25 protein-coding genes are annotated in these 25,263 nt (G+C 64.1%); 12 read left to right on the forward strand and 13 right to left on the reverse strand.

Translation table 11 applies throughout. The features are described 5' to 3' along the window. Positions 1–37: 37 nt before the first annotated feature. The 8 genes from CR105_RS01770 to CR105_RS01805 all read right to left on the reverse strand — a co-directional run bounded on the left by CR105_RS01770 (position 38) and on the right by CR105_RS01805 (position 8,644). Positions 38–1,297, reverse strand: coding sequence for a phenylacetate--CoA ligase family protein (locus tag CR105_RS01770; RefSeq protein WP_099786704.1), 1,260 nt, complete (start codon positions 1,295–1,297; stop codon positions 38–40). After that, the gene (locus CR105_RS01775; RefSeq protein ID WP_099786705.1) at positions 1,294–1,647 is read right to left on the reverse strand and encodes an MmcQ/YjbR family DNA-binding protein; all 354 of its coding nucleotides are present in this window, start codon (positions 1,645–1,647) and stop codon (positions 1,294–1,296) included. Before CR105_RS01775 ends, CR105_RS01770 begins: the two co-directional genes overlap by 4 nt. Before the next feature lie 8 nt (positions 1,648–1,655). Continuing rightward, positions 1,656–2,471, reverse strand: coding sequence for an ABC transporter ATP-binding protein (locus CR105_RS01780; RefSeq protein WP_099786907.1), 816 nt, complete (start codon positions 2,469–2,471; stop codon positions 1,656–1,658). Positions 2,472–2,551: 80 nt separating this feature from the next. Beyond that, positions 2,552–3,853, reverse strand: coding sequence for an ABC transporter substrate-binding protein (locus tag CR105_RS01785; RefSeq protein WP_099786706.1), 1,302 nt, complete (start codon positions 3,851–3,853; stop codon positions 2,552–2,554). A 50-nt stretch (positions 3,854–3,903) separates the two neighbouring features. Next, positions 3,904–4,962, reverse strand: coding sequence for a branched-chain amino acid ABC transporter permease (locus tag CR105_RS01790; RefSeq protein ID WP_099786707.1), 1,059 nt, complete (start codon positions 4,960–4,962; stop codon positions 3,904–3,906). After that, a complete protein-coding gene (locus CR105_RS01795) occupies positions 4,963–5,859 on the reverse strand; it encodes a branched-chain amino acid ABC transporter permease (RefSeq protein WP_099786708.1) in 897 nt (298 codons plus the stop codon). It abuts the gene before it with no gap. 23 nt (positions 5,860–5,882) lie between these two features. Continuing rightward, positions 5,883–6,701 (reverse strand): ABC transporter ATP-binding protein, encoded by an 819-nt coding sequence (locus CR105_RS01800; protein WP_099786709.1) that lies wholly within the window; start codon positions 6,699–6,701, stop codon positions 5,883–5,885. Next, complete coding sequence (locus tag CR105_RS01805) at positions 6,698–8,644, reverse strand: AMP-dependent synthetase/ligase (RefSeq protein ID WP_218968647.1); 1,947 nt, start codon at positions 8,642–8,644, stop codon at positions 6,698–6,700. Before CR105_RS01805 ends, CR105_RS01800 begins: the two co-directional genes overlap by 4 nt. A gap of 166 nt (positions 8,645–8,810) precedes the next feature. On the opposite strand from CR105_RS01805, the gene CR105_RS01810 reads away from it, so the two are divergent. The 10 genes from CR105_RS01810 (at position 8,811) to CR105_RS01855 (ending at position 16,314) form a co-directional block, all read left to right on the forward strand. Then, positions 8,811–9,497 (forward strand): Crp/Fnr family transcriptional regulator, encoded by a 687-nt coding sequence (locus CR105_RS01810; RefSeq protein ID WP_099786710.1) that lies wholly within the window; start codon positions 8,811–8,813, stop codon positions 9,495–9,497. A gap of 64 nt (positions 9,498–9,561) precedes the next feature. Continuing rightward, positions 9,562–11,379 (forward strand): aminopeptidase P family protein, encoded by a 1,818-nt coding sequence (locus CR105_RS01815; protein WP_099786711.1) that lies wholly within the window; start codon positions 9,562–9,564, stop codon positions 11,377–11,379. Beyond that, positions 11,380–11,643 (forward strand): hypothetical protein, encoded by a 264-nt coding sequence (locus tag CR105_RS01820; RefSeq protein WP_099786712.1) that lies wholly within the window; start codon positions 11,380–11,382, stop codon positions 11,641–11,643. A 15-nt stretch (positions 11,644–11,658) separates the two neighbouring features. After that, positions 11,659–12,405 carry an MgtC/SapB family protein gene (locus CR105_RS01825; RefSeq protein ID WP_099786713.1) on the forward strand — a complete coding sequence of 249 codons (747 nt, stop codon included), beginning with the start codon at positions 11,659–11,661 and terminating at the stop codon, positions 12,403–12,405. 22 nt (positions 12,406–12,427) lie between these two features. Then, complete coding sequence (locus CR105_RS01830; protein WP_099786714.1) at positions 12,428–13,009, forward strand: DUF924 family protein; 582 nt, start codon at positions 12,428–12,430, stop codon at positions 13,007–13,009. Position 13,010: 1 nt separating this feature from the next. Further along, positions 13,011–13,832, forward strand: a complete 822-nt coding sequence (locus tag CR105_RS01835; protein WP_099786715.1) for a Rossmann-like and DUF2520 domain-containing protein — start codon at positions 13,011–13,013, stop codon at positions 13,830–13,832. Then, positions 13,829–14,326 (forward strand): GNAT family N-acetyltransferase, encoded by a 498-nt coding sequence (locus CR105_RS01840; protein ID WP_099786716.1) that lies wholly within the window; start codon positions 13,829–13,831, stop codon positions 14,324–14,326. Before CR105_RS01835 ends, CR105_RS01840 begins: the two co-directional genes overlap by 4 nt. 170 nt (positions 14,327–14,496) lie before the next feature. Then, positions 14,497–14,859: a hypothetical protein gene (locus tag CR105_RS01845; RefSeq protein ID WP_099786717.1), complete on the forward strand. Its 363-nt coding sequence runs from the start codon at positions 14,497–14,499 to the stop codon at positions 14,857–14,859. 98 nt (positions 14,860–14,957) lie between these two features. Next, positions 14,958–15,554, forward strand: coding sequence for an alpha-ketoglutarate-dependent dioxygenase AlkB family protein (locus CR105_RS01850; protein ID WP_099786718.1), 597 nt, complete (start codon positions 14,958–14,960; stop codon positions 15,552–15,554). A gap of 193 nt (positions 15,555–15,747) precedes the next feature. Next, entirely contained in the window at positions 15,748–16,314 is a 567-nt protein-coding gene (locus CR105_RS01855; RefSeq protein WP_099786719.1) for an outer membrane beta-barrel protein, read from the forward strand. 66 nt (positions 16,315–16,380) lie between these two features. Here CR105_RS01855 and CR105_RS01860 read toward each other — a convergent pair whose 3' ends face one another. The 5 genes from CR105_RS01860 to CR105_RS27675 all read right to left on the reverse strand — a co-directional run bounded on the left by CR105_RS01860 (position 16,381) and on the right by CR105_RS27675 (position 21,972). After that, positions 16,381–16,863, reverse strand: a complete 483-nt coding sequence (locus CR105_RS01860; RefSeq protein ID WP_229413548.1) for an REP-associated tyrosine transposase — start codon at positions 16,861–16,863, stop codon at positions 16,381–16,383. A gap of 116 nt (positions 16,864–16,979) precedes the next feature. Next, the gene (gene ettA / locus CR105_RS01865; RefSeq protein WP_099786721.1) at positions 16,980–18,647 is read right to left on the reverse strand and encodes an energy-dependent translational throttle protein EttA; all 1,668 of its coding nucleotides are present in this window, start codon (positions 18,645–18,647) and stop codon (positions 16,980–16,982) included. Positions 18,648–18,972: 325 nt separating this feature from the next. Further along, a complete protein-coding gene (gene rarD / locus CR105_RS01870) occupies positions 18,973–19,866 on the reverse strand; it encodes an EamA family transporter RarD (RefSeq protein ID WP_099786722.1) in 894 nt (297 codons plus the stop codon). 280 nt (positions 19,867–20,146) lie between these two features. Continuing rightward, complete coding sequence (locus tag CR105_RS01875; protein WP_099786723.1) at positions 20,147–20,686, reverse strand: hypothetical protein; 540 nt, start codon at positions 20,684–20,686, stop codon at positions 20,147–20,149. 62 nt (positions 20,687–20,748) lie between these two features. Beyond that, a complete protein-coding gene (locus CR105_RS27675) occupies positions 20,749–21,972 on the reverse strand; it encodes a hypothetical protein (protein ID WP_131021631.1) in 1,224 nt (407 codons plus the stop codon). A 660-nt stretch (positions 21,973–22,632) separates the two neighbouring features. Between CR105_RS27675 and CR105_RS01880 the strand changes: the two genes are divergently transcribed. Both CR105_RS01880 and CR105_RS01885 read left to right on the forward strand, forming a co-directional pair. Continuing rightward, positions 22,633–23,247, forward strand: a complete 615-nt coding sequence (locus CR105_RS01880) for an HzsA-related protein (protein ID WP_099786724.1) — start codon at positions 22,633–22,635, stop codon at positions 23,245–23,247. An 88-nt stretch (positions 23,248–23,335) separates the two neighbouring features. After that, on the forward strand, positions 23,336–25,213 hold the full coding sequence (locus tag CR105_RS01885) for a potassium transporter Kup (protein WP_099786725.1): 1,878 nt from the start codon (positions 23,336–23,338) through the stop codon (positions 25,211–25,213). Positions 25,214–25,263: the final 50 nt, after the last annotated feature.

Consider the following 25,263-nt stretch of genomic DNA (forward strand, 5'->3'; position numbering starts at 1 on the left):
TGCGGGGCCGGACGGGGACGCCGGGTCCCCGGTGCGGCTAACTGTAATCGCGCTGGTCGTCGATCAGCTTGCCGTCGTCCGGCAGCGCGCCTGGCGACTCCAGCTTCACCTCGCCGCGCAGCTTGGTCACGTCGCGGATCGACGCCACGATCGCTTCGACCTCTTCGGCCGCCGGCGCCTGCGCCACTTCGCAATGCAGGGTCATCTCGTCGTTCGCCATGCGGCCCGACACCACCAGCCGCGCCTTGAGGATGCACGGATGGCGGCGCGTGATGTTGGCCACCTGCGCCGGATGGACGAACATCGCGCGCACCTTGGTGGTCTGGTCGGCGCGGCCCATCCAGCCCTTGATGCGCACGTTGGTGCGCCCGCAGCCGGGCGCCGGCGCATCGACCAGCAGCGCCGACATGTCGCCGGTGGCAAAGCGGATCAGCGGATAGTCGTGGTTAAACAGCGTGACGACGATTTCGCCGGTGTCGCCGGGCGTCACCGGTTCGCCCGTGCCCGGGCGGACGATCTCGATGATCACATCCTCGTCGACCATCATGCCGGGATTGAGCACGCCGCCGCTGGCGGTTTCGTACGCGACGCTGCCGATGTCGGCCGACGCGTAGGTCTGGAACACATTCGGCACGCCGTTCTGGTGAAACCACGTGCGCAGCGATTCGGGCAGCGCTTCGGCGCCCATCAGCGCGTTCTGCACGCTGCTGATGTCGGCGCCCATCTCGCGCGCTTTTTCGATGATGATGCGCAGGAACGACGGCGTGCCCACATAGGTATCCGGGCGCAGGTCGACCATCGCCTGCACCTGCATTTCGGTCTGGCCGGCGCCGGCGGGAATCACCGTGCAGCCGATGCGCGCGGCGCCGCCTTCGACCATGAAGGCGGCCGGCGTGAAGTGGTAGGAGAAGCAGTTCTGCAGCAGGCCGCCGGCACGCACGCCGGCCGCGTACATCGGCCGCGAAAAGCGCCACCAGTCGCGCCCGCGCCCCTCCGGATCGTAGATCGGGCCGGGCGACATGTAGATATGGCGCAGCTGGCCGCTTGGCGTGGCGGCCAGCCCGCCGAACGGCAGGGCGCGCTGCTGCAGCGTCTTCAGGTCCGACTTGCGGGTGATCGGCAACGCGGCCAGCGCGGCGCGGCTGTCGACCGCGGCGGCGTCGACGCCGGCCAGGATGCCTTCCCAACCCGGCGCCTGCTGGGCGCGGGCGATCAGCTGCGGCAAGCGCGCCATCAGGTCGCGTTCGCGCACCTGCGGGTCGCGCGCTTCCAGTTCGTCCAGCGTGTGTCCGGTCATTCGGTATCTCCCAGCTCGCGCTGCAGCTTCCTGGTCAGTTTGGCAAATACGAGTTCATACGAGCGGCGCACCAGCGCAGCCGCTTCGCCGTCGTCGAGCGCATCGGCGCGTTCGACGCAGACCCACTTGGCGCGCGCCAGGTAGGGCGCCGGGATGATGCCGGGCCGGTCGGTCAGTTCGAGGAAGCGCTCGTCCTCGACCTTGAAGCTCATGCCGGTGGCTGGCACCGCGCTGCCGGTCACGGCAAACATCCTGGTGCCGACCGAGAAGACCGCGTCGGCGCCCCATTTGATGTCTTCGGTGCAGCCCGGGAAGGTGCGGCACAGCGCCTTCGCTTTTTCGAAATCCATGGTGTTCCTCAAGCCAGCCAGCGTTTGCGGCGGCGATAAAATTTCATGTCCCTGAAGCTCTTGCGTCCGGCCCCGGACACGCCGAGGTAGAACTCCTTGACGTCTTCATTGGCGGCCAGGTCGGCGGCCGCGCCTTCCATCACCACGCGGCCGTTCTCGAGGATGTAGCCGAAGTCGGCGTAGCGCAGCGCCACCGTGGTGTTCTGCTCGGCCAGCAGGAACGACACGCCTTCCTTCTGGTTCAGGTCCTTGACGATGTCGAAGATCTCCGCGACGATCTGCGGCGCGATGCCCATCGACGGCTCGTCGAGCAGGATCATCGACGGCTTGGCCATCAGCGCGCGGCCGATCGCGCACATCTGCTGCTCGCCGCCGGACGTGTAGCCGGCCTGGCTGCCGCGGCGCTCTTTGAGGCGCGGAAAATAGTGGTACACCGCGTCGAGCGAGTCCTTCAGTTCGGCGCGCGAAATCGAGCGCGTGTAGGCGCCGGTCAGCAGGTTTTCCTCGATGGTCAGGTGGCCGAAGCAGTGGCGGCCCTCCATCACCTGCGACAGGCCGCGCTTGACCAGCGCATTCGGTGTCAGCTGGTCGATGCGTTCACCGTTGAAGTGAACCTCGCCCTTGGTGACGTCGCCGCGCTCGCCGCGCAGCAAGGTCGAAATGGTTTTCAGCGTGGTCGACTTGCCGGCCCCGTTGGCCCCCAGCAGGGCGACGATTTTCCCTTTCGGGACTTGCAGCGACACGCCCTTCAGGACCAGGATGACGTGGTCGTAGATGACTTCGATGTTATTCACCGACAGGTAGGGCTGGCTGGCGTTTGTCATGGCTTCTTCAGTATTCGACATTAACCGCCTCCCGCATCGATTGGCGCGGGAGGCGAGGGTACATCAGGTCACATCGTCAGTTACATGCACGCTGGCGTGATCTTCTTTTCGGCGGCATACGCCATCGAGGAGTCGTTGATCAGCTTGCGCGTCAGCGCCTTGTCGCCGACGATCCAGTTCGGCGTGATCGCCTTCCACTTGGCGCCGTCCCACTGCTGAACCTTGACCGCGCCCGAACCTTCATGGTCGTCGCAGCTGGTCTTCACGGTCGGGAACATGCCGAACGCACCGAGTGCCTTCTGGCGCGCCGCGTCGATGTTCAGGTTCTCCAGGCCCCAGCGAATCTGCTCGCCGGTCATGACTTTGCCCTTGCCGAATTTTTCCTGCGCGGTGCGGATTGCCTCGACCCACAGGATCCCCATCGTCATGCCGCGCATGTGGTAGACCGAGCCGATACGGGCCTGGTCGGCCAGGTTGCCCTTGCCGGCCGCGTACACCTTCTTGCGGATGTCGTCGATCAGCGGGTAGTTACCCGGCGTGTTGAAGGTCATCGCCGTATAACCCTTGGCGGCGTCGCCCGACGGGATGGTGTCCTCTTCGGAACCGGCCCACCACACGCCCAGCATCTTCTCGCGCGGGAAGCCGTTGCGCTGCGCGGTCTTGATGGCGACCGAATTCATCACGCCCCAGCCCCACAGGATCACGTGGTCAGGCTTGGCCTGGCGGATCTGCAGCCACTGCGACTGCTGCTCGTTGCCCGGCGGCGCCACCGCGATCTTCAGCAGTTCGAAGCCATGCTGCGCCGCCAGCGCGTCCAGCACCGGCATCGCTTCCTTGCCGAACGGCGAATCGTGGTACAGGTAGGCGATCTTCTTGCCCTTCAGTTTGGCGTAGCCGCCTTCCTTGTCGCCCAGGTACTTGATCATGCCGGCGGCCTGGTTGTAGTAGCTGGTGATGAGCGGGAAAATGTAAGGGAACACCTTGCCGTTGGCGGCATCCGAGCGGCCGTAGCCGAGCGTCGTCATCGGGATCTTGTCGACCGCGACGCGGTCAAGGATGCCGTAGGCGATACCGGTCGACAGCGGCTCGACCAAGGTGGCGCCGCCGTTCTTGGTTTTCAGGCGCTCGTAGCACTCGACGCCGCGCGACGGGTTGTACTCGGTCTCGCACTCTTCCCACAGGATCTTGACGCCGTTGACGCCGCCGTTGGCGTTGACCAGGTTGAAGTAGTCGATGGCGCCGCCGTAAAAGCCGGAGCCGCCGGCCGCATATGCGCCGACGCGGTACGACGGCAGCGCCACGAACTGGTCGGCCGCCTGCGCCACCTGGGTAAAGGCGCCCGACAGCGCCGCGCACAGCATGATTGTTTTAAAGCCCTTCATTATCGTCTCCTCTTTTCACTACGTTGACTGCGATTGCGTGCCTTCAGCCTTTAATGCGGGAACGGCCACAGGCGCAACTTCTCTTTACCCACTTGCCACAAGCGCGCGAGGCCGTGCGGCTCCACGATCAGGAAAAATATGATCAACGCGCCAAACACCATTAATTCGAGATTCGATGCAAAACTGGTCGGCAGGCCGAGGAAGTGGCCGAAGATGTTCAGCCCCACCGGCAGCAGCACGATGAAGGCGGCGCCCAGGAACGATCCCAGGATCGAGCCGACTCCGCCGATGATGATCATGAACAGGATGCGGAACGACAGGTCGAGGTTGTACGCTTCCGGCTCCACCGTGCCGAGATAGGCAAAAGCGTACAGCGCGCCGGCCACGCCGCAGTAGAACGAACTGACGGCGAACGCCAGCAGCTTGGTGCGCAGCGGCCGAAAGCCGATCACCTCGGCCGCCATGTCCATGTCGCGAATCGCCATCCAGGAGCGCCCCACGTTCGAGCGGATCATGTTCTTGGCCAGCAGCGCGAGGAAGGCGACGATCCCCAGCACCAGCAGGTATTTGCTGGCCGGCGAATTGAACTCGTAGCCGAAGATCTGCATCTTCTGCACCGTCACCACGCCCGAGGAGCTGTAGTTGGTCAGGTACGGGATCTTGGTCAGGCACCAGACGACGAAGAACTGGGTCGCCAGGGTGGAGGCGGCCAGGTAGAAGCCGCGCACCCGCAGCGACGGCAGGCCGAAGACGATGCCCACCAGCGCCGCGCACAGGCCGCCGAGCACGAAGGCGACCAGCAGCGGCAGGCCAGGCACGCGGGCGATGAAGTTGAACGCGGCGTACGCGCCGACCGCCATGAAGGCGGCGGTGCCGAGCGAAAGCTGGCCGGCGTAACCGGTCAGGATGTTCAGGCCAAGCGCCGCCAGAGCGAAGATCAGGAACGGGATCAGGATCGCCGACAGCATGTAGGGCGTGGCGAACAGCGGCACCAGCACCGCTGCGGCCAGCACCACGGTAGCGATGGCGATGCGGTCCTGCCGGATCGGAAAAATCTGATTGTCGGCCTGATAGGAGGTCTTGAACTGCCCCGCTTCACGATACAGCATCTATATTCTCCGGATGATTTTTTCGCCGAACAGCCCCTCGGGGCGCACCAGCAGGAACAGCAGCGCAAGCACATACGGGAACCAGCCCTCGATGCCGCCACCGACCATCGGGCCGATATAGACTTCCGCCAGTTTTTCGGACGCGCCGATAATCAGGCCGCCGACGATCGCGCCAGGCACCGAGGTAAAGCCGCCGAGGATCAGCACCGGCAGCGCTTTCAGCGCGATGAAGGTCAGCGCGAACTGCACGCCGTTGCGGGCGCCCCACAGCAGGCCCGCCACCAGCGCGACCAGCCCGGCCACCGCCCACACCACGCCCCAGATCTGCTGCAGCGGGATGCCGACCGCTTGCGCGGCCTGGTGGTCGTCGGCGACCGCGCGCAGGGCGCGGCCGATTTTCGTCTTCGAGAACAGCAGCGCCAGGCCGGTCACCATCAGCGCGCAGATGGCCGCGGCGGTGACGTCGAACTTGGACACCATGATGTTGTAGCTGTCGAGCAGCCACGGAATCGGCACGTCCTCGATCGGCAGGGTCAGCTTGTGCACCTGCGAGCCCCAGATCAGCTGCGCCAGGCCCTCGATGAAGAACGCCAGGCCGATGGTGGCCATGAACAACGTGATCTCCGGCTGGTTCACCAGCGGCCGCAAGACGACCTTCTCGATCGCCAGGCCAAGCACCACCATCACCACCATCGTCAGCAGGATGGCCAGCCACATCGGCACGCCGAACTTGTCGACCATGCCGACGCAGGTGAGGGCGGCGAAGAACACCATCGCGCCCTGGGCGAAGTTGAACACGCCGGACGCCTTGTAGATCAGGACGAAGCCGATCGCCACCAGCGCATACATGATGCCGGAGAGGAGGCCGCCTATCAGCACTTCAAAGAAAAAGCTCATGGTAAGGTTCCCATCGATTCGTCCTAGTGTTCGGCGCCCAGGTAGGCGCGGATGACCTCCTGGTTGGCGCGTACTTCGTCGGGGGTGCCGTCGGCGATCTTCTTGCCGTAGTCGAGCACCACGACGCGGTCGGAGATATCCATCACCACGCCCATGTCGTGCTCGATCAGCACGATCGTCGTGCCGAACTGGTCGTTGACGTCGAGGATGAAGCGGCACATGTCCTGCTTCTCTTCGACGTTCATGCCGGCCATCGGCTCGTCCAGCAGCAGGATGTCCGGTTCGGCCGCCAGCGCGCGTCCCAGCTCGACGCGCTTTTGCAGGCCGTACGGCAGGCGTCCGACCGGCGTCTTGCGGATCGCCTGAATCTCGAGGAAGTCGATGATCTCCTCGACTTTTTCGCGGTGTTCGATTTCCTCGCGCCGCGCCGGGCCCCAGTACAGCGCCTGCAGCAGGAAGTTCGACTTCATCTTCAGGTTACGGCCGGTCATGATGTTGTCCAACACCGACATGCCCTTGAACAGCGCGATGTTCTGGAACGTGCGCGCGATGCCGGCCTTGGCGGCGCTGTAGCAATCCATGTTGGTGCGGTGCTCGCCGCGCAGCACGATCTCGCCTTTTTGCGGGCGGTAGACGCCATTGATCACGTTCAGCATCGAGCTCTTGCCGGCGCCGTTCGGGCCAATGATGGCGCGGATCTCGTGCTGCCTGACGTCGAACGAGATGTCGGTCAGCGCCTTGACGCCGCCGAACGCCAGCGAGATGTTGTTCAGGTCCAGCACCACCGGGCCGATCTTGCGCGCGGCGCCGCCCAGCATGGTGCTCTGGCTCATATCGGTCATGCTGCTGCCTCTACTTGGGGAAAAGTCTTCGCTTCGGCGATGCGCAGGTCGGCGCTGGCCACGCCGGTGCGGCCGTCCTCGAACTTGACCTGGGTGCTGATGAACTGCGACGTCTTGCCGGTGTAAAGCGCCTCGATCAGCACCGCATATTTTTCGGCGATGAACTTGCGCCGCACCTTGCGCGTGCGCGTCAGCTCGTCGTCGTCGGGATCGAGCTCCTTGTGCAGCACCAGGAAGCGGTGGATCTGGGTGGCGCCCATGCCCGGCTCGGACGCCAGGTCGGCGTTGACCTTCTCGACGCAGTCGCGCACCAGTTCATAGGTCTGCGCATGGCAGGCCAGGTCGGTGTAGCCGGAGTAGGCGATGTTGCGCCGCTCGGCCCAGTTGCCGACCGCTTCCATGTCGATGTTGATGAAGGCGCAGACCTGGTCGCGGCCATTGCCGAACGCGACCGCCTCCTTGATGAACGGGAAGAACTTCAGTTTGTTTTCGATGTAGTTCGGCGCGAAGATGGCGCCGTCGTTGAGCTTGCCGACGTCGGCGGCGCGGTCGATGATCTTCAGGTGGCCGTCGCGGTCGAACATGCCGGCGTCGCCGGTGTGGAAGTAGCCGTCGGCGTCGATCACCTCGGCGGTGGCGTCGGGACGCTTGAAGTAGCCGGCCATCGTCGCCACCGACTTGACCAGCACTTCGCCGTTATCGGCCAGCTTGACCTCGACGCCAGGCGCCGGCAGGCCGACGCTGTCGAACTTGATGTTCCCGTCCGGCTGCAGGCAGACGTAGGCGCACGTTTCGGTGGAGCCGTACAGCTGCTTGAGGTTGACGCCGATCGAGCGGTAGAAGCGGAACAGGTCGGGGCCGATCGCCGCGCCCGCGGTGTAGGCCACGCGCACGCGCGACAGGCCCAGCACGTTCTTCAGCGGGCCGTACACCAGCGCCTGGCCGATCGCGTACTGCAGGCGGTCGCCCGCCGCCACCGGTTTGCCGTCGAGGATATTCGAGCCGCAGCGGCGCGCCACCGCCATGAAGTGATGGAACATGCGGCGCTTGATGGCGCTGGCGTCTTCCATCCGGATCATCACGCTGGTGAGCATGTTCTCGAACACGCGCGGCGGCGCAAAATAATAGGTCGGGCCGATTTCGCGCAGGTCGGTCAGCACGGTGTCGCCCGACTCCGGGCAGTTGACGGTGAAGCCGGCCACCATTGCCTGCGCCAGCGAGAACAGGCAGTCGCCCACCCACGCCATCGGCAGGTAGGACAGGATGTCTTCGCGGTCGGTCAGCTTGTCGAAGGCGACGCCGCCGGTGCCGGCCGACAGCAGCGCGGCGTGCGACTGCACCACGCCCTTTGGTTTACCGGTGGTGCCGGAGGTGTACAGGATGATGGCCGGGTCGAACGCCTGGCCGGCTTCCACCGCCGCGTCGAACGCGCCCGGATTGGCCTTGTCCCAGGCGCGCCCGAGTTCCTGCAGCTGCGCCAGCGCGATCACGCCGGCCTGCTTGTAGTGGCGCATGCCGCGCTCGTCCTCGAAGGCGATGTGCCTGATCTGCGGGCACAGCGCCGCCAGTTCGAGCAGCTTGTCGACCTGTTCCTGGTCTTCGACGATGGCAAAGGCGATGTCGGCGTCGTTCAATACGTAGGCCATGTCGGCCGCCGGCGCGTCCTGGTACAGCGGCACCGGCACGCCGCCGATGCTCTGCGCGGCCAGCATCGCCCAGTACAGGCGCGGGCGGTTGTCGCCGACGATGGCCAGGTTCATGCCGCGCTCGAAGCCCAGCGAAGCCAGGCCGCAGGCCATCGCGCGTACTTCGTGGTTGACCTCGAGCCAGCTCCAGGTCTGCCATATGCCGAGGTGCTTTTCGCGGAAGGCCGGCCGCGCCGGGCGCAGCTCGCCGTGCGCCCGCAGGCGCCGCGGAAAGGTCTGCAGATTGGTCTGCAGAATCGCGCTGTCCGATGTGTTCACTTCGTCCCCTCCTGTAATTGCGCCTCGCCCGCTCTGTCCAAAAAGCCGGGCCGGTACATTTTTGTGTGATGATATTAGCTTGCGGTTGATTCCCATGTTGTCTTTTGGGTGACAATTGCGTGACTTTCGATGGTGCGACGCACAAATGAACATAGCCACACAAACGTTGACCGAACACCTGCGCCAGACTATCTGGGCGCAGTCGCTGTCGGCCGCCGAAATGGTGAAGGTAGAGGCCGCTTGCCACGAACAGTTCGTGCCCAAGGGCGGCTTCGTCTGCCACAAGGGCGAGCCGCTGGAAAGCTGGATCGGCATCATCGAAGGCTTGGTCAAAATCAACAATTTTTCGGCGGGCGGCAAGAGCGTGACGTTTGCCGGCGTGCCCACCGGCGGCTGGTTCGGCGAAGGTTCGCTGCTCAAGGACCAGGCCCGCAAGTACGACGTGATGGCGCTGCGCGACACGCGGGTGGCGCGCATGCCGCGCGAGACGTTCGAGTGGCTGCTCGAAACGAGCCTGCCGTTCAACCGCTTCTTGCTCATGCAGCTCAACGAGCGGCTCGGCCAGTTCATCGGCCTGGTCGAAAACGACCGCACGCTCGACATCGACACGCGGGTGGCACGCTGCCTGGCGGCGATGTTCAACTCGCACCTGTATCCGGGGCTCGAGAAGATGGTGCACATCTCGCAGGAGGAGATCGGCTACCTGTCGGGCGCCTCGCGCCAGCGCGCCAACCAGTCCTTGCAGCTGCTGGAAAAGGAAGGGCTGCTGCGGCTCGATTACGGCGGCATCCGCGTGCTCGACCTCGAAGGCCTGCGCCACTTCCGGGCCTAGGATCAAGACACAGCTTCAAGACCGCGAGGACGACAGGCGCGCTCTGTCGGGGTATCATAGTACTATGCAAAATCCACCTACCACTTCCGAGCGCGCCGCGGCCCTGGCGCAGCTGCGTGCCGTCATGCAGCGCGAGCACGTCGACGCCATCCTGGTGCCGTCGGCCGACCCGCACCTGTCCGAATACCTGCCCGGCCGCTGGCAGGGGCGCGAATGGCTGTCCGGCTTTACCGGCTCGGTCGGCACCTTCATCGCCACTGCCGCTTTCGCCGGCGTCTGGACTGACGCGCGCTACTGGACCCAGGCCGAAGCCGAACTTGCCGGCAGCGACATCGCCCTGATGAAGATCCCGTCCGGCGCCAGCCTGCTGTACATCGACTGGCTGGCCGCCAGCCTGCACAGCGGCCAGACGGTGGCGGTCGACGCCCGCGTGCTTGGCCTGTCGACCGCGCGCCTGCTGGCCGACGCGCTGCGCGAGCGCGGCATCGTGCTGCGCACCGACATCGACCTGCTCGACGAAGTCTGGAGCGGGCGCCCGGCGCTGCCGACGGCGCCCGTGTTCGAGCACGCCGCGCCGTACGCGTCGACCACGCGCGCCGACAAGCTGGCCGAGGTGCGCGCGGCGATGGCGAAAATCGGCGCCAGCCGCCACTTCATCTCGACCCTGGACGACATCGCCTGGCTGTTCAACCTGCGCGGCGCCGACGTCAACTACAACCCGGTGTTCCTGGCGCACGCGCTCCTCAAGCCCGATAGCGCGACGCTGTTCGTCGCCGACGGCAAGGTGCCGGCCGATGTCGCCGAACGGCTGCGCCTCGATCGCGTCGAGCTGGCGCCTTACGGCCAGGCCGAAGCGGCGCTGGCGCAGCTCGGCGAGGGCGAAGTGCTGCTGGTCGACCCGCGCCGCATCACCGCCGGCATGCGCGCCGCGGTGGCGGCCGCGGTGAAGGTGGTCGAATCGGTCAACCCGAGCACCTTCGCCAAATCGAAAAAGACCGCGCAGGATGCCGATCACGTGCGCGCCACGATGGAGCAGGACGGCGCCGCCTTGTGCGAGTTCTTCGCCTGGCTCGACGTGCGCCTGGCCGACAAGCGCCGCGGCCCGCCGACCGAACTCGATATCGACACCCACATCTGCGCCGCGCGCGCGCGCCGGCCCGGCTTTGTCAGCCCGAGTTTCGGCACCATTGCCGGCTTCAACGCAAACGGCGCGATCATGCACTACCGCGCCACCGAGGACTCGCACGCCGACATCGAAGGCGATGGCCTGCTGCTGATCGACTCCGGCGGGCAGTACCTCGGCGGCACCACCGACATCACCCGCGTGGTCCCGATCGGCACGTCGTCCGCCGCGCAAAAGCGCGACTTCACCTTGGTGCTCAAGGGCGTCATCGCGCTGTCGTCGGCGCAGTTCCCGCGCGGGACCAGGTCGCCGATGCTCGACGCGCTGGCGCGCGCGCCGATCTGGGCCGCCGGTAACGAGTACGGCCACGGCACCGGCCACGGCGTCGGCTACTTCCTCAACGTGCACGAGGGGCCGCAGTCGATCTCCGCCACCAGCATGCCCGAGCCGCACACGGCGATGGAGCCGGGCATGATCACCTCGGTCGAACCGGGCATCTACCGGCCCGGCCGCTGGGGCATCCGGATCGAGAACCTGGTGCTCAACCGCAGCGCCGAAACCACCGAGTTCGGCGAATTCCTCAACTTCGAGACATTGACGTTGTGCCCGATCGACACCCGCCTGCTCGACCTGGAGCTGCTGCGCGCCGACGAGGTCAAGTGGCTCAACGACTATCACGCGACGGTGCGCGCGCGCCTGGCGCCCCACGTCGATGGCGCCGCCCGCGCCTGGCTCGACGAGCGCACCAAGGAGATCTGAATGAAGGGTCTACGTTCCACCCGCGGCAGCAATGCCGTCGACCGGCTCAAGCTACGCAGCGGTAACGCCGGCTACACGATGTCGGTGACCGGCGACGGCCTGTTTTTCCTGTCCGAGAAGCCGGGCGGGCCGCCGTTGTGCGCCCCGCTCGAACTGGCCGAATTTGCCGCCTTCGTCAACAGCCTGGGGCCACAGACGCCGAAGCGCGTCAGCAAGCTCGATGTCGCGTTCGAAAAACAGCTGGTCAAGAAAAAACCGTCGTAAGCCGAAAGAAGCCGAATGCCGACATTTGAAATGCTGGCCGCCTACTGGACCCAGCGCGAGCTCGCCACCAATGGCCTGATCCTGCTGAACCTGTTGGGCGCGCTGCTGCTTGGCCTGCTGGTCGGCTACGAGCGCTCGTACCACGGCCGCGCCGCCGGCATGCGCACCTATGGCCTGGTGTGCATGGCGTCGGCCGCGCTGACCATCATCGGCGGCTACCCGGACTTCTGGTACGGCGGCCATGGCGGCGCGCTGGTCGGCGTGGCCGACCCGACCCGCATCATCCAGGGCGTGGTGACCGGCATCGGCTTTCTCGGCGCCGGCGTGATCATGCGCGAAGGCTTCAACATCAGCGGCCTGACCACGGCGGCGTCGATCTGGGCGTCGTCGGTGATCGGCATCCTGGTCGGCGTCGGCTTCTACCTGGCGGCGATGGGGCTGGCGTTCATGGCGTCGATGATCATGATCTACCTGCACAAGATCGAGGCGTTCCTGCCGTCGCGCCATGCGCTGGCCGTCATGATGCGCTTCAAGCACGACTTTGTGCCGCTCGAATCGACACTGCGCCGCGTGGCGCTTGAACGCGGCTACGAAATCGCCGGCGGCACCATGGCGATCGGCGGCAGCGACGGCTGCCAGGAGTGGCGCTTCGTGGTGCTGGCGCTGTCGCGCAAGAGCGGCATGCCGCTGTCGATGCTGGCGGCCGAATTGGCCAGGTTCGAGGGCATCGACACCTTCCAGTTATCGCACGCCCGCAATTAAACTCCACACGAAGGAAATCTCGATGAGTCCAAAAGAAGTACTCGATTTCTGGTTCCTGCCGGCCGGCGCGCAAGGCCACGGCAAGCCGCGCGTTGAATGGTTCAAGAAGGACGAGCGCTTCGACGCCGCCATCGCGGAGCGTTTCGGCACCGTCATCGGCCAGGCGGTGGCAGGCGGCTTGCGCGAATGGGACCGCGAGGGCGCACACGGCACGCTGGCGCGCATCCTCGTGCTCGACCAGTTCACCCGCAACGCCTATCGCGGCACCAGCGCGTCGTTTGCCGGCGACGCGCTGGCGCTGGCCGCCGCCACCGAGCTGGTCGAATCGGACGATCACCAGGGCTTGACGCCGCTGCAGCGCGCCTTTGCCTACATGCCGTTCGAGCACGCCGAAGACGCCGGCATGCAGGAAAAGGCGGTGGCGCTGTTCGCCGCGCTGGCCGCCGACAACCACCAGGACTTCGATGCGATGCTCGATTACGCCCACCGCCACCGCGGCGTGATCGCGCGCTTCGGCCGCTTCCCGCATCGCAACGCGATCCTTGGCCGCGCTTCGACGCCGGCCGAACTGGAGTACCTGAGCCAGCCCGGCTCGGGATTCTGACATGCCGCATACGCTCAACATCGTCGGCGCCGGCCATCTGGGCCGCGTGCTGGGGCGCCTGTTCGCCGCCAGCGGCGCCTTTGCCGTGCAGGACGTGCTGACCCGTTCCGCCGCCAGCGCGGCCGACGCGGTCGGCTTCATCGGCGCCGGCCGCGCAGTGGGCGAACTGGCCGGGCTGCGGCGCGCCGACGCGGTCATGCTGGCGGTGGGCGACGACCAGATCGAAGCGGTGTGCGCGGCGCTGGCGAATGCCGGCATGCTCGGCGGCGCGCTGGTGTTTCACTGCAGCGGCGCCAAGTCGTCGGCGGCGCTGCAGGCGGCTGCCGCCCGGGGCGCGCTGACGGCCAGCGTGCACCCGGTGCGCAGTTTCGCCGACCCGGAAGGCGTGGCGCGCGACTTTGCCGGCACCTTCTGCGGCATCGAAGGCGACGCGCGCGCGCTGGCGCTGCTCGAGCCGCCGCTCGCGCTGATCGGCGCGCGCCTGGTGCCGCTCGACGCCGCCGCCAAGACGGTCTATCACGCCGCCTCGGTGATGGCCTCGAACTACCTCGTCACGCTGATGGATGCGGCGCTGCGCGCCTACCAGGCGGCCGGCATCCCGGAGCAGGTGGCGCGCGAACTGGCGCGCCCGCTGGCGACCGAAACGCTGGAGAACGTGTTTCGTCTCGGCGCGCGGCCATCGCTGATGGGGCCGATCGCCCGCGGCGACGTCGCCACCGTGGCGCGCCAGCAGGCGGCGCTGGACGGCTGGGATGCGCCGACCGGTGAGCTGTACCGGGCGCTGGCCGTGGCCACCACCCGCCTGGCGCGGCGCGACCGATGATCAGGAAGGCTGTCGCGCGCGACCACGCGCAACTGGTCGCGCTGTACCGGCTGGTGGCGGCAACGCCCGACGGCATCGCGCGCACGCCGGGCGAAGTGACCGACGATTACGTCGGCGGCTTCATGCGCCGGGCGGCCGCCGACGGCATCGAGCTGGTGTGGGAGGAGGGCGGCCGCATCCTCGGCGAGATCCACGCATCCGGTCCGGGCATCGCCGCGCTGTCGCACCTGCTGGCCGACCTGACCATCGCGGTGGCGCCACAGGCGCAGGGGCGCGGGGTCGGCCGCGCGCTGTTCCAGGCGCTGCTCGATGAAGTGATCCGTCGCATGCCGCACATTGCCCGCGTCGAACTGTTCGCGCGGGTGTCGAACGAGCGGGCGCGCGGCCTGTACCGCTCGCTCGGCTTCGTCGAAGAGGGCCGCCTGCGCGCTCGCGTCAACAATTCGCTCGGCGTGGCGGAGGACGATACCGTCATGGCCTGGCTGCGGCCATGACGGTGTTGCCGTCCTGCAAAAAAGATGCAGTCAAGCATCGACAAACGTGGAAATTCGCAATAAGCTTGTCTGTCTGGGTGTTTTAATTGAGAAAATTACCGACGGTTTGCAGGCCCGGGGTCAACAGAACGAGGCGCGACATTGCGTAACAATATCAACAAGGAAACATCATGCTGTTTTTGAAGAGTACCGCCGTGACCAAGGCGCCCGGCATCTACGAGCTGGACATCGCCGCCAAGCCACCGGGCAAGACCTTCGGCGTTTTCATGGCCACCGATCCGGATCACCCGCCGACCGAGGTGCTGACGGCATTGGCAAAGCTGGGTTTCCAGAATACCTATCAGCAAAGCTACACCCACAAGGACAAGGGTAAAGTGCTGGACATGCACTTCGAGAAAAACGGCACCGACCTGTTCAACGGCTGGAAAACCGAAGAATGCGCCGTCAACATGGCCGCCATTGAAGAGTTGTTCAAAGATATCGGCCTGACCATCGCACCGCGCGTGATGACCCTGGCCGAAGCCTACGCCTGATTCCCTCCCCGCGGGCTCAAGCCTGCACCTCAATGTGATACAGCCCCCACGGACATTCGCCGCAGCGCTCGGCTCGCGCCTGATATGATCGGGCCATCATGGATTTGTTCGACTCCACAGCAACATTGACGCCGATCCCGGTCGAGGGTGGCGAATTGTCCTTCCTGGCCCAGCTCGCCCTGCCGATCGCCAATGACGAGGTGCTGGCGCGCCTGATTACCGAGACTGCCTGGCGCAGCGAAGTGATCACCCTCTGGGGCAAACAATACCCGCAACCGCGGCTGACCGCTTGGCATGGCGAGAAGGCGTATTCCTACTCCGGTCTGACGCTCGAACCGCTGCCGTTCACCGCCTTGCAGCTGGACATCCTCGCGGCGGTCCAGGCGGCGACCGGGCGGCGCTTCAACAGCGTGCTGCTGAATTACTACCGGGACGGCCGCGACAGCATGGGCATGCACAGCGATAACGAACCCGAACTGGGGTCCGAGCCGGCCATCGCTTCGGTCACTTTTGGCGCCACTCGGACGTTTATCCTGCAAAACAAGCTGAACAAACGGCGCTTACAACTCGCCTTGAACGACGGCAGTTTGCTGCTCATGGCCGGAAGTTTGCAAACTAACTGGTCGCACGGAATTAACAAATCGGCAAAGGTTTTAGGTCCCCGGGTGAATCTAACTTTTCGCTTGATCTTGTAACTTCGCCCAACATCGTCTTATTTTCTCATGCATATAACTGAACGGCTGGTCAGTTATCTGTCTAGACGGCTTACATCTCATTACATTTCTTACGAAATCGCCAACGACGTGGGCTGTTGTCTTTGTTATCTTGACCCTCTCGCAATTCATTGGGAATTGTGGGACAGACGAATAACTCAACAAAGGATTCCACATGAAAAAGCTCATTTTTGCAGTGATCGCGGCGGCAGCCACTATGGGCGCTGCCCAGGCAGCGGGTCCAGGTCCTTACGTCGGCGTCGGCGTCGCCAGCGCTGACCATAGCTACAAGCTGCCAGGCACCGTCGGCGGCGACACCGATGGCTACAAGGCGTCCGGCAAGATCTTCGGCGGCTACGAGTTCGACCAGCGTTTTGGCGTCGAGGTCGGCTACACCGACTTTAAGAAATCGAGCCACAGTTACACCCTGAACGGCGTGAATGGCCGCGCTGAGTCGGAAGGTGATTCGTTCTACGTCGCCGGCAAGGCAACCCACCCGATCACCGAGCAGGTTTCGCTGTTCGGCAAGCTGGGCGCGGCGCGCAACAAGTCGGACCTGAGCTCGACCAACGGCGTGTTCAACCGCAGCGAAAGCAAGACTGAGCTGTATGGCGCGCTGGGCGTCCAGTACAACCTGAACCAGAAAGTCGCACTGACCGCTGAATACGAGCGCTACGGCAAGAGCAAGGACTTTGGCGCCAAGGCTGACGTTCTGACCGTTGCCGCGAAATACGCATTCTGATAACGGCGGGGCAGCATGCCCTGTCCTGCCGCTTAGAAAAGAGCCCTTCGGGGCTCTTTTTTCGTTCTAGGCACGCACGGCACTGTCCGTGCGCGCCAGCCCAGTGGCGATGAAGCGGTGCAGCGACGACCACTGCCAGTCGACGGCCTGCTCGCACAGGCCGTGCCGCATCGGGTTGGCGTGGACATAGTCGACCAGGCGGTCGTATTCGGCGTCGCTGGCGACGCGGCGGTCCCGGTAGTGCGGCTCCCAGATGACGCTGTCGGGCGCGGCGGTCGACTTGCGCAGCGCCTTGGAGAAAGCAATCTTGACCGCGCGCCAGCGGCTGGCGCAGTCGTGGTCGCCCGGCGGCAAGGTCCAGATCGCGTGCGCATGGTCGGGCAGGACCACCCACGCATCGACGTGGAAAGGGCGCTTGCTGCGGGCCTGGCGCATGGCTTCGCCGAACGCCGAAAAGTGATCGGTCAGCAGCGTGCTGCCGGGCTCGACCAGGCGGACCGTGAAGAAGGATGTTCCACCCGGAACCCGGTTGTGGCGGTAGTCATTCATGAGCATAGTGTGCCAAGCTGATCGTCGATTCATGTCGAATCGCGCAAACGAGCGGCGCATTGAGGCCCATGATAAAAGCTCCCCGCGGGGAGCTTTTATTGATGCGATGAAACTGCTTACACCGTGAGCGGCTTGTAGCGGATGCGTTTCGGCTTGGCGCCTTCTTCGCCGAGGCGCTTTTTCTTGTCCGCCTCGTATTCCTGATAATTGCCGTCGAAGAAGGTGACTTGCGAATTGCCTTCGAACGCCAGGATGTGGGTGGCGATGCGGTCGAGGAACCAGCGATCGTGCGAGATCACCATCACGCTGCCGGCGAACTCGAGCAGGGCATCTTCCAGCGCGCGCAAGGTTTCGACGTCGAGGTCGTTAGACGGCTCGTCCAGCAGCAACACGTTGCCGCCTTGCAGCAGCGTCTTGGCCAAGTGCAGGCGGCCGCGTTCGCCACCGGACAGGTTGCCGACGATCTTCTGCTGGTCCGATCCCTTGAAGTTGAAGCGGCCGAGGTAGGCGCGCGACGGCATGTCGAAGCGGCCCACCGTCAGCGTGTCGGCGCCGCCGGCGACGTCGTCGAACACCGTCTTGGTGTTGGCCAGGTCGTCGCGGTTCTGGTCGACGATCGACACGCGCGCGGTCTGGCCGATCGCCACTTCGCCGCTGTCGGGCTGCTCTTTGCCGGTGATCATCTTGAACAGGGTCGACTTGCCGGCGCCGTTCGGGCCGATGATGCCGACGATGGCGCCAGGCGGCACGGTGAACGACAGGTTGTCGATCAGCAAGCGGTCGCCGAAGGCTTTCGACACGTTCTTAAATTCGATCACTTCGTTACCGAGGCGCTCGGCGACCGGGATGAAGATTTCGGACGTTTCGTTGCGCTTCTGGTATTCGTGCTCGGACAGCTCGTTGAAGCGCGCCAGGCGCGCCTTGCTCTTGGCCTGGCGGCCCTTCGGATTCTGGCGCACCCACTCGAGTTCCTTGGCGATGGTTTTCTGGCGCGACGATTCGGTGGCTTCTTCCTGCTTCAGGCGGTTGCCCTTCTGCTCGAGCCACGAGCTGTAGTTGCCTTTCCACGGGATGCCGTGGCCGCGGTCCAGTTCCAGGATCCACTCGGCGGCATTGTCGAGGAAGTAGCGATCGTGGGTAATGCCGACGACGGTGCCGGGAAAGCGCAGCAGGAATTGCTCGAGCCACTCGACCGATTCGGCGTCGAGGTGGTTGGTCGGCTCGTCGAGCAGCAGCATGTCCGGCTTCGACAGCAGCAGGCGGCACAGCGCGACGCGGCGCTTCTCGCCGCCAGAGAGGATGCCGATCTTGGCGTCCCATGGCGGCAGGCGCAGCGCATCGGCGGCCATTTCCAGCTGCAAATTCAGGTTGCCGCCATCGGACGTCGAGATGATCGCCTCGAGGCGCGCCTGCTCGGTGGCGAGCGCGTCGAAGTCGGCGTCCTCGTCGGCGTAGGCGGCGTACACGGCCTCCAGTTTCGCTTGCGCCTCGAACACTTCGCCGAGGCCCGATTCGACGATCTGGCGCACCGTCATGTCCGGGTCGAGCTGGGGTTCCTGCGGCAGGTAGCCGATGTTCAGGCCTGGCATCGGCACGGCTTCGCCCTGGATATCGGTATCGATGCCTGCCATAATTTTCAGCAACGTCGACTTGCCGGAGCCGTTCAGGCCCAGCACGCCGATCTTAGCGCCCGGAAAGAACGACAGCGAAATATCCTTCAGGATCTGGCGTTTCGGCGGGACGATTTTGCCCACCTTGTTCATGGTGTAGACGTAATTTGCCATTGCAATATTCTCAGGTGTGACGGAAGGTGCACAGCATACCGGAAATCCGGCGTCGAATCTGACCCGGCAGGCCAAGCCGCCTCTTTTTGCTAGCTGCCGGCAGCCGCGGCAGCGCCGGCTCCCCAAAAAAATCGGGGTCAGACCCGTTTATCGTTTGGCAAGAAGCGACTTTCGACGTTGATCAAACGGGTCTGACCCCATTTGTTCACGCAGCATGTTTTGCGTACGCCGCAAGGTGCCGGCGTCGGTTTGAGCCAGCTCTCGGTGCCTGAAAAATCGGGGTCAGACCTGCTTTTTGGATCGCGAAGATCGTCTTTTTGTGAATTTAAAACGGGTCTGACCCCAATTTATTCTGGCGGTTGCGCCACAGGCCTTCGGCGGCGTACAGCGCCAGCGCGCTCCAGATCAGCACGAAGCCAACCAGTCGCTCGGCCGTGAATGCCTCGTGGAATAGCCAGACGCCGAGCAGGAACTGGATCGTCGGCGAAATGTATTGCAGCATGCCGAGCACCGCCAGCGGGATCTTGCGCGCGCCCGATGCAAACAGCAGCAGCGGGATCGCCGTGATCGGCCCGGCAGCCACCAGCAGCCAGCGCGTGTCGTCGGAAGCGGCGTTGATGAAGCCGTTCTGGCCCAGCACGCCGAGCCACGCGAGGTAGCCCAGCGCCAGCGGAAACAACACCATCGTCTCGAACGACAAGCCTTCCAGCGCACCGAGCGCGGCCGTTTTGCGCATCAGCCCGTAGGCGCCGAACGAGCTGGCCAGGATCAGCGCGATCCACGGCACCGACCCGGTCTGCCATGTCAGCCACGCCACGCCAAGCGCGGCCAGCGCAATCGCCATCCACTGGACCGACCGCAGCCGCTCCTTCAGGATCAGGTAGCCGAACATGATGTTGACCAGCGGATTGATGAAGTAGCCGAGGCTGCCCTCGATGACGTGGCCATTGTTGACCGCCCAGATGTACACCAGCCAATTGACGCTGAGCAGGAAGGCGCTGGCAACGAAGCTGCCGATGACGCGCGGCCTGCGCAACACCGCCGGCAGCCAGCTCCATTGCCGCCGGAACGTCAGCACGATGGCCAGGAACAGCAGCGACCACACCACGCGGTGCGCCAGGATCTGGCCCGGCGGCACGTCCTTCAATGCGTTGAAATAGAGGGGAAACAGGCCCCAGCACAGAAACGCCAGGGTTGCGGAGATGATGCCGGTGCGCATGGAGGACAGTCAGGTTTGCCAAGCCGACATTATCCTCCAATTGCCAGGGCACCGCTGAGCACGGCCAGCGTCTACTTGCCCACCGCGAACAGCACTGCATTGTTGATCGCGTACACCAGTCGACCGCTGGTGTTATCACACATACGAATCCGCGGAACTTCGCAAAGCATTAACCGCGATAGCTCCAGATTGTGAGCGCGCACTACTCGCCGCGTTGGAAGGGATTTATGGAGTCGTCGAAAATAGACCGGGCGGCGCTGCGCCCGCGCCAATGCGCCCGTTATGCCAGCGTGGGGAACCCGGCGAACGACGCTGGGTAAAGGTCTTTCAGCATTTCCAACACGATAGCGCCGACATCCATTGCTGCCGCATCGCCGCCGCGTTCAGCGAGGTCCGCAGCGGCTACCCTGCGGACCGCCACTCGGCGCAATATCCGCTTATCGCCGCCCCTTTCGACAATCTCTAGCTCTAGCGCTTCCGCTGCCGGGTCCAGGCTAAGCATTAAATGCGTGGACATCAGCGCGTTTTCGTCTACCACTCCAACCGCACTGCCGTGTGTAATTATTTGTGTGGCTGGTGTTATCGGCCCGACCGCGTGGCGGCTCATTACTTCGGGTGAGCTATATTGCATCATCATCAGCGTTAACAACCCGATTAGGCGGCGCGTATAGTCACGGCCTTCCCGGTCCAAGTCTTCGAAATAGGAATAGCTGAGCATACTTTCGATTTGCTGGCCGGGTCGGTCATTCATCACAAATTCAGCAACCAAGGCGACGCCTTGCCGGTCAATGCCGAATGTCATATAGGTCTGTCGATACATCGCGATATCTCCCAAAAATAGAAGCCGCTCCGGTTTTCCGTGCGCGGTCTGTTATATTGCTGTTATCTGCCGTACCAATTACCATACTGCGCGTTCGCTATGGCGACGCAGGCCGTTTGTTTATTGATTACGTGTTCGAAGCAAATGCCCCATTTATCGTCGTCCCACCCCGCACTTGCCGCCATCTTGTTGCATAATTTTTCCCCGTCGTCCGCTTGCTTGTTGCACTGCTTGACAGCGGCATTCCATTTATCTCGAGCGTTTTCGGGCAAGTTATCGGCGGGCGGCGCATTTGTAATAGGCCCGCTAGGCGGGAACCACCCGGACCCATCGCCCCCAATCGGGCCGCCCACGGGGGGAATGCCGCCAATCGGGGGAATCCCGCCAGTTGGCGCTGGGCGGTTTGCCGTACTATAGCAAATCGTGGGAATCGTTACGGTACAGACCCACCCGGTGCTAGTCGGAACAGGCTCGCCGCCTGATCCGCTTCCACTGGGCCAATTTGGCGCAGCGCCACCGTCCGGGATGGGCCCGGTTTCGGGGGGCGGAAAGCCAGGGAGTTCGACCGGTCCGCCTTCCTCCGGATAGCCTGGGTCATATTCCGGCGCGCCATAGTCGCCGCCGCCGCCGCCGCCTTCGTAACCATCGGCGGGCGTAGTGCAAAACCCACCGCCATCCTCATCTGAACCGCAGCCGCCGCTACCTGGGACCATGACCGCCGACGCTTGCAAACCCGGCGTGGCCTTTTTTAATGCTGTGGGCGCGGTTGATGACAATAGACGTTTATCAGCGATCTTTTGCAAACCGACTGCAGCGCGCCCAAATTCAACTGTGAATTGGCGCAGATCGGCCAATTCGTTTTTATTCGCTATCACGTTCGGTTTGCGCTTGAATACAAGGGCGTGAACCCCGTTGACGTTCACGGGCATGATGTCGAAATTTGGTAGTGGCTTGGCGTTTGCCACTCCTTTGCACGTTGTTTCGCGCTGCCTTTTCCAGTTAACGCCGGTAAAACAAAGACTGTCCCGCGCCTTGCCGCGTATCAACGCGACGTGTTCCGCCCCTTTGATTAGCCCGACGATGGCAACGGGGCGTTTATCTTTGCTGGCGCTCGCGGGCATTTTCGGGAACGGTTCACAGCCTTTAAACTTACTTGTGCTGGGACCGCCATCGGGGCAGTAAAACGGCGGCGGATTGTCTTTGATAACGGTCGGGGTCGAACCTTGCGCGGCAAACGCTGCGAATACAAGCCACAATGGAAGCGCGCGTATTTGGAGTACTTTCATGATTAGCTTTCTTTCGGTTAACGCAAAAACCAAAACTGCCGATAAAGAACGGCTGAGCTAAATTTTCGCAGTCTTGTCGAGCTGAACATTGATGGATCACAAAAACGAGGCAAATTAATAACTTCTATTGAGCGGCAGAAATAACGGTGGAAAAGAAAAGAGCGGGCCAAAAGCCCGCTTCTAGATCAAGCGTACTCTAATTAGCGGCGGCTTCCTTGGTCGGGTTGTTGGCTTCGGCAATGGAGTTTTTACCAACGAGGCCGTTAATATTTATCCGGCCGGAACAGACGTTGTGATTGCAAGACCCGCTTGGTCATATGTAATGAGAATGGGCCACGCCGTCAACGGTCATTGGGCCGCCGCAATAGCTGCACTTAAAGATGCCATTATGCCGCGCCAGGATAGACGGGCGCGGATCCGGCCGACGCCGTCGCGGGCGGGCGCTTCCGCAATCCGCTGCCGCTGCCGGATGGGCGCCTAGCGGCCAGCCACACCAGCGCCGAGCCCCCGCCCGAGCAGGGCACGCCGCTGCCCGACCAGCGGCTGCGCCTGCTGGTACGCGGCGCCGGCGGACTGTACCGCGCCGGCGCGCGCAGTTTCAGCGGGGCGTAGTGGGAGCTCGATGCGGTCGAACTGCGCCCGCGCCTGGCCGGCAAGCCGGTGCGCGCGGCCACCGGGCTCGAAGCGCCCGAGCGCGCCGTGCTGCGCGAGGAGCAGGTCAGCGAAGCGGCGCTGCGCGCCTGGCTGCTGCGGCGCGACTTGGCGCTGATCGTCACGCGCGACCAGAGCAGCCGCGATCGGGCAGACTTGCAACAGCCGTTCAACTTGCAGGTTCCTGGTGGCGTCAAAACCGTGTCGAAGGCGTCGCCAAGCGGCAAGGTCTACGAGGTCGCGCACTTCCAGATTTTCCAGGGCGACCAGGTGCGCGCCTATCCCGGCCGGCCCGGCCGTCGCGTGATCGCCCAGCCGCTGCACGATGGCGCCGGCGCCAACCCGGCCAATCCGGCTGGTCCCGCCGGCAGTGTCCGTATCGCTGCCGATGGCTCCACCGCGGCATTCGTGCCGGCGCGGCGCGCACTGACGTGGCAGACCACCGACCGCGCCGGCAGCGCGATCGTGCGCGAACGCAACTGGATCACCTTCCAGGCCGGCGAGATGCGCACCTGCGCCTCTTGTCATGGCAGCAACACGGCCAACCAGGCAGGACTGGTGCCGCTGAACAAGCCACAAGCGCTGCGGGAACTGCTGCGATATTGGAAGACTTTGCCGCCGTAAAGCAGTGCTGATTCGTAATGAATTGTCCTTGCAATTTTCTAGGCCCTAACTTATTGTGCAATGCACAAAACAACAATATGGTGCAATCTTGACGTTGGAACACAAAAAGAGCAGGGTCGCCGCCTTGACGCTGGCGGCGGTCGGCATCGTCTACGGCGATATCGGCACCAGCCCTCTGTACACGCTGAAAACCATTTTCGACGACGAGCACGGCCTCGCCCTCAACACCTTCAATCTCCTCGGCGTCATCTCCCTGATCTTCTGGGGCCTGACCATGATCGTCTCGCTCAAGTACGTCGCCCTGATTCTGCGCGCCGACAACCGCGGCGAGGGCGGCGTCATGGCGCTGATGGCGCTGGCGCTCAATTCGGTCACCAAGTCGTCCGGCTGGTATGTGCCGCTGATGATGATCGGCGTGTTCGGCGCCACCATGTTCTACGGCGACAGCGTGATCACCCCCGCCATCTCGGTGCTCGGTGCGATCGAAGGCCTGGAAGTGGCGGCGCCGGCCCTGCACCAGTACGTGGTGCCGCTGACGATCGTTGTGCTGGTGGCGCTGTATTCGGTGCAGCGGCGCGGCACCGCCGGCATTGGCCGCTGGTTCGGCCCGATCATGATGGTGTGGTTCGCCGCGCTGGCCGTCATGGGTGTGATCAACATCGTCCAGGCGCCGCAGATCCTCGCCGCCCTCAATCCGTATTACGCCTTTGCCTTCATGCTGGAAAACCGCTTCATCGCCTTCGTCGCACTGGGCGCGGTGGTGCTGGCGTTCACCGGCGCCGAAGCGCTGTACGCCGACATGGGCCACTTCGGCAAGAAGCCGATCCGCGCCGCCTGGTTCCTGATCGTGTTCCCTTCGCTCGCACTCAACTACCTCGGCCAGGGCGGCCTGCTGATCACCCATCCCGAGGCCGTGTCGAACCCGTTCTTCCACCAGCTCGGCGCCTGGAGCATCTACCCGCTGGTGGTGTTGTCGACCATGGCCGCGGTGATCGCGTCGCAGGCCACCATCTCCGGCACCTTCTCGATGACCAAGCAGGCCATCGCGCTTGGCCTGTTGCCGCGCATGCGCGTCAAGCACACGTCGGAAAGCGAGATCGGCCAGATCTACATCCCGGCGGTCAACTGGCTGCAGCTGATCGTCGTGCTGATCGCGGTGATCAGTTTCGGCTCGTCCGACAAGCTGGCCGGCGCCTACGGCATCGCGGTTACCGCCACCATGCTGTGCACCACCTTGCTGACCTTCTTCGTGACCCGCTACCGCTGGCACCTGCCGCTGGCGCTGTGCTTCGGCGCCACCGGCTTTTTCATCATCATGGACATCATGCTGTTCTCGGCCAGCACGCTCAAGCTGTTCCACGGCGGCTGGTTCCCGCTGCTGCTTGGCGCGGTGCTGTTTACGGTGATGATGACGTGGCGGCGCGGCCGCGAACTGGTGTTCGAGAACCTGCAGAAGCACGCCATTCCGCTTGACGACTTCCTGCAGTCGCTGTTCGTCGCGCCGCCCACCCGCGTGCCGGGCACCGCCATTTTCCTGCGCGGCGAAAGCGACGGCGTGCCGCACGCGCTGCTGCACAACCTGTCGCACAACAAGGTGCTGCATGACCGCGTGGTGTTCCTGACGGTGCACATGCACGAGGTGCCGTGGATGCCGATCAAGGAGCAGGTGGCGGTGGTCGAACTGGGCCACAACTGCTTCCAGCTCAATATCCAGTACGGCTTCAAGGACGAACCGGACATCCCGAAAGTGCTGGCCGAGTGCCACCAGCAAGGGCTGCCGTTCGAGATGATGGAGACCTCGTTCTTCATCGCCCGCCAGACCGTGATCTCGGCGCCCGGCGGCGGCATGGCGCCGTGGCGCGAGCACCTGTACGTGGCGATGTCGCGCAATGCGCGCGGCGCCGCCGACTACTACCAGATCCCGCCCAACCGGGTCATCGAGCTCGGTACCCAGGTCGAGATCTGATACAAACAAATACAACTTTCAGACAGTTTGGCGGAGGATCGGGCGCGGCT

Source organism: Massilia eurypsychrophila (assembly GCF_002760655.1).
GTDB lineage: Bacteria > Pseudomonadota > Gammaproteobacteria > Burkholderiales > Burkholderiaceae_D > JAFCUW01.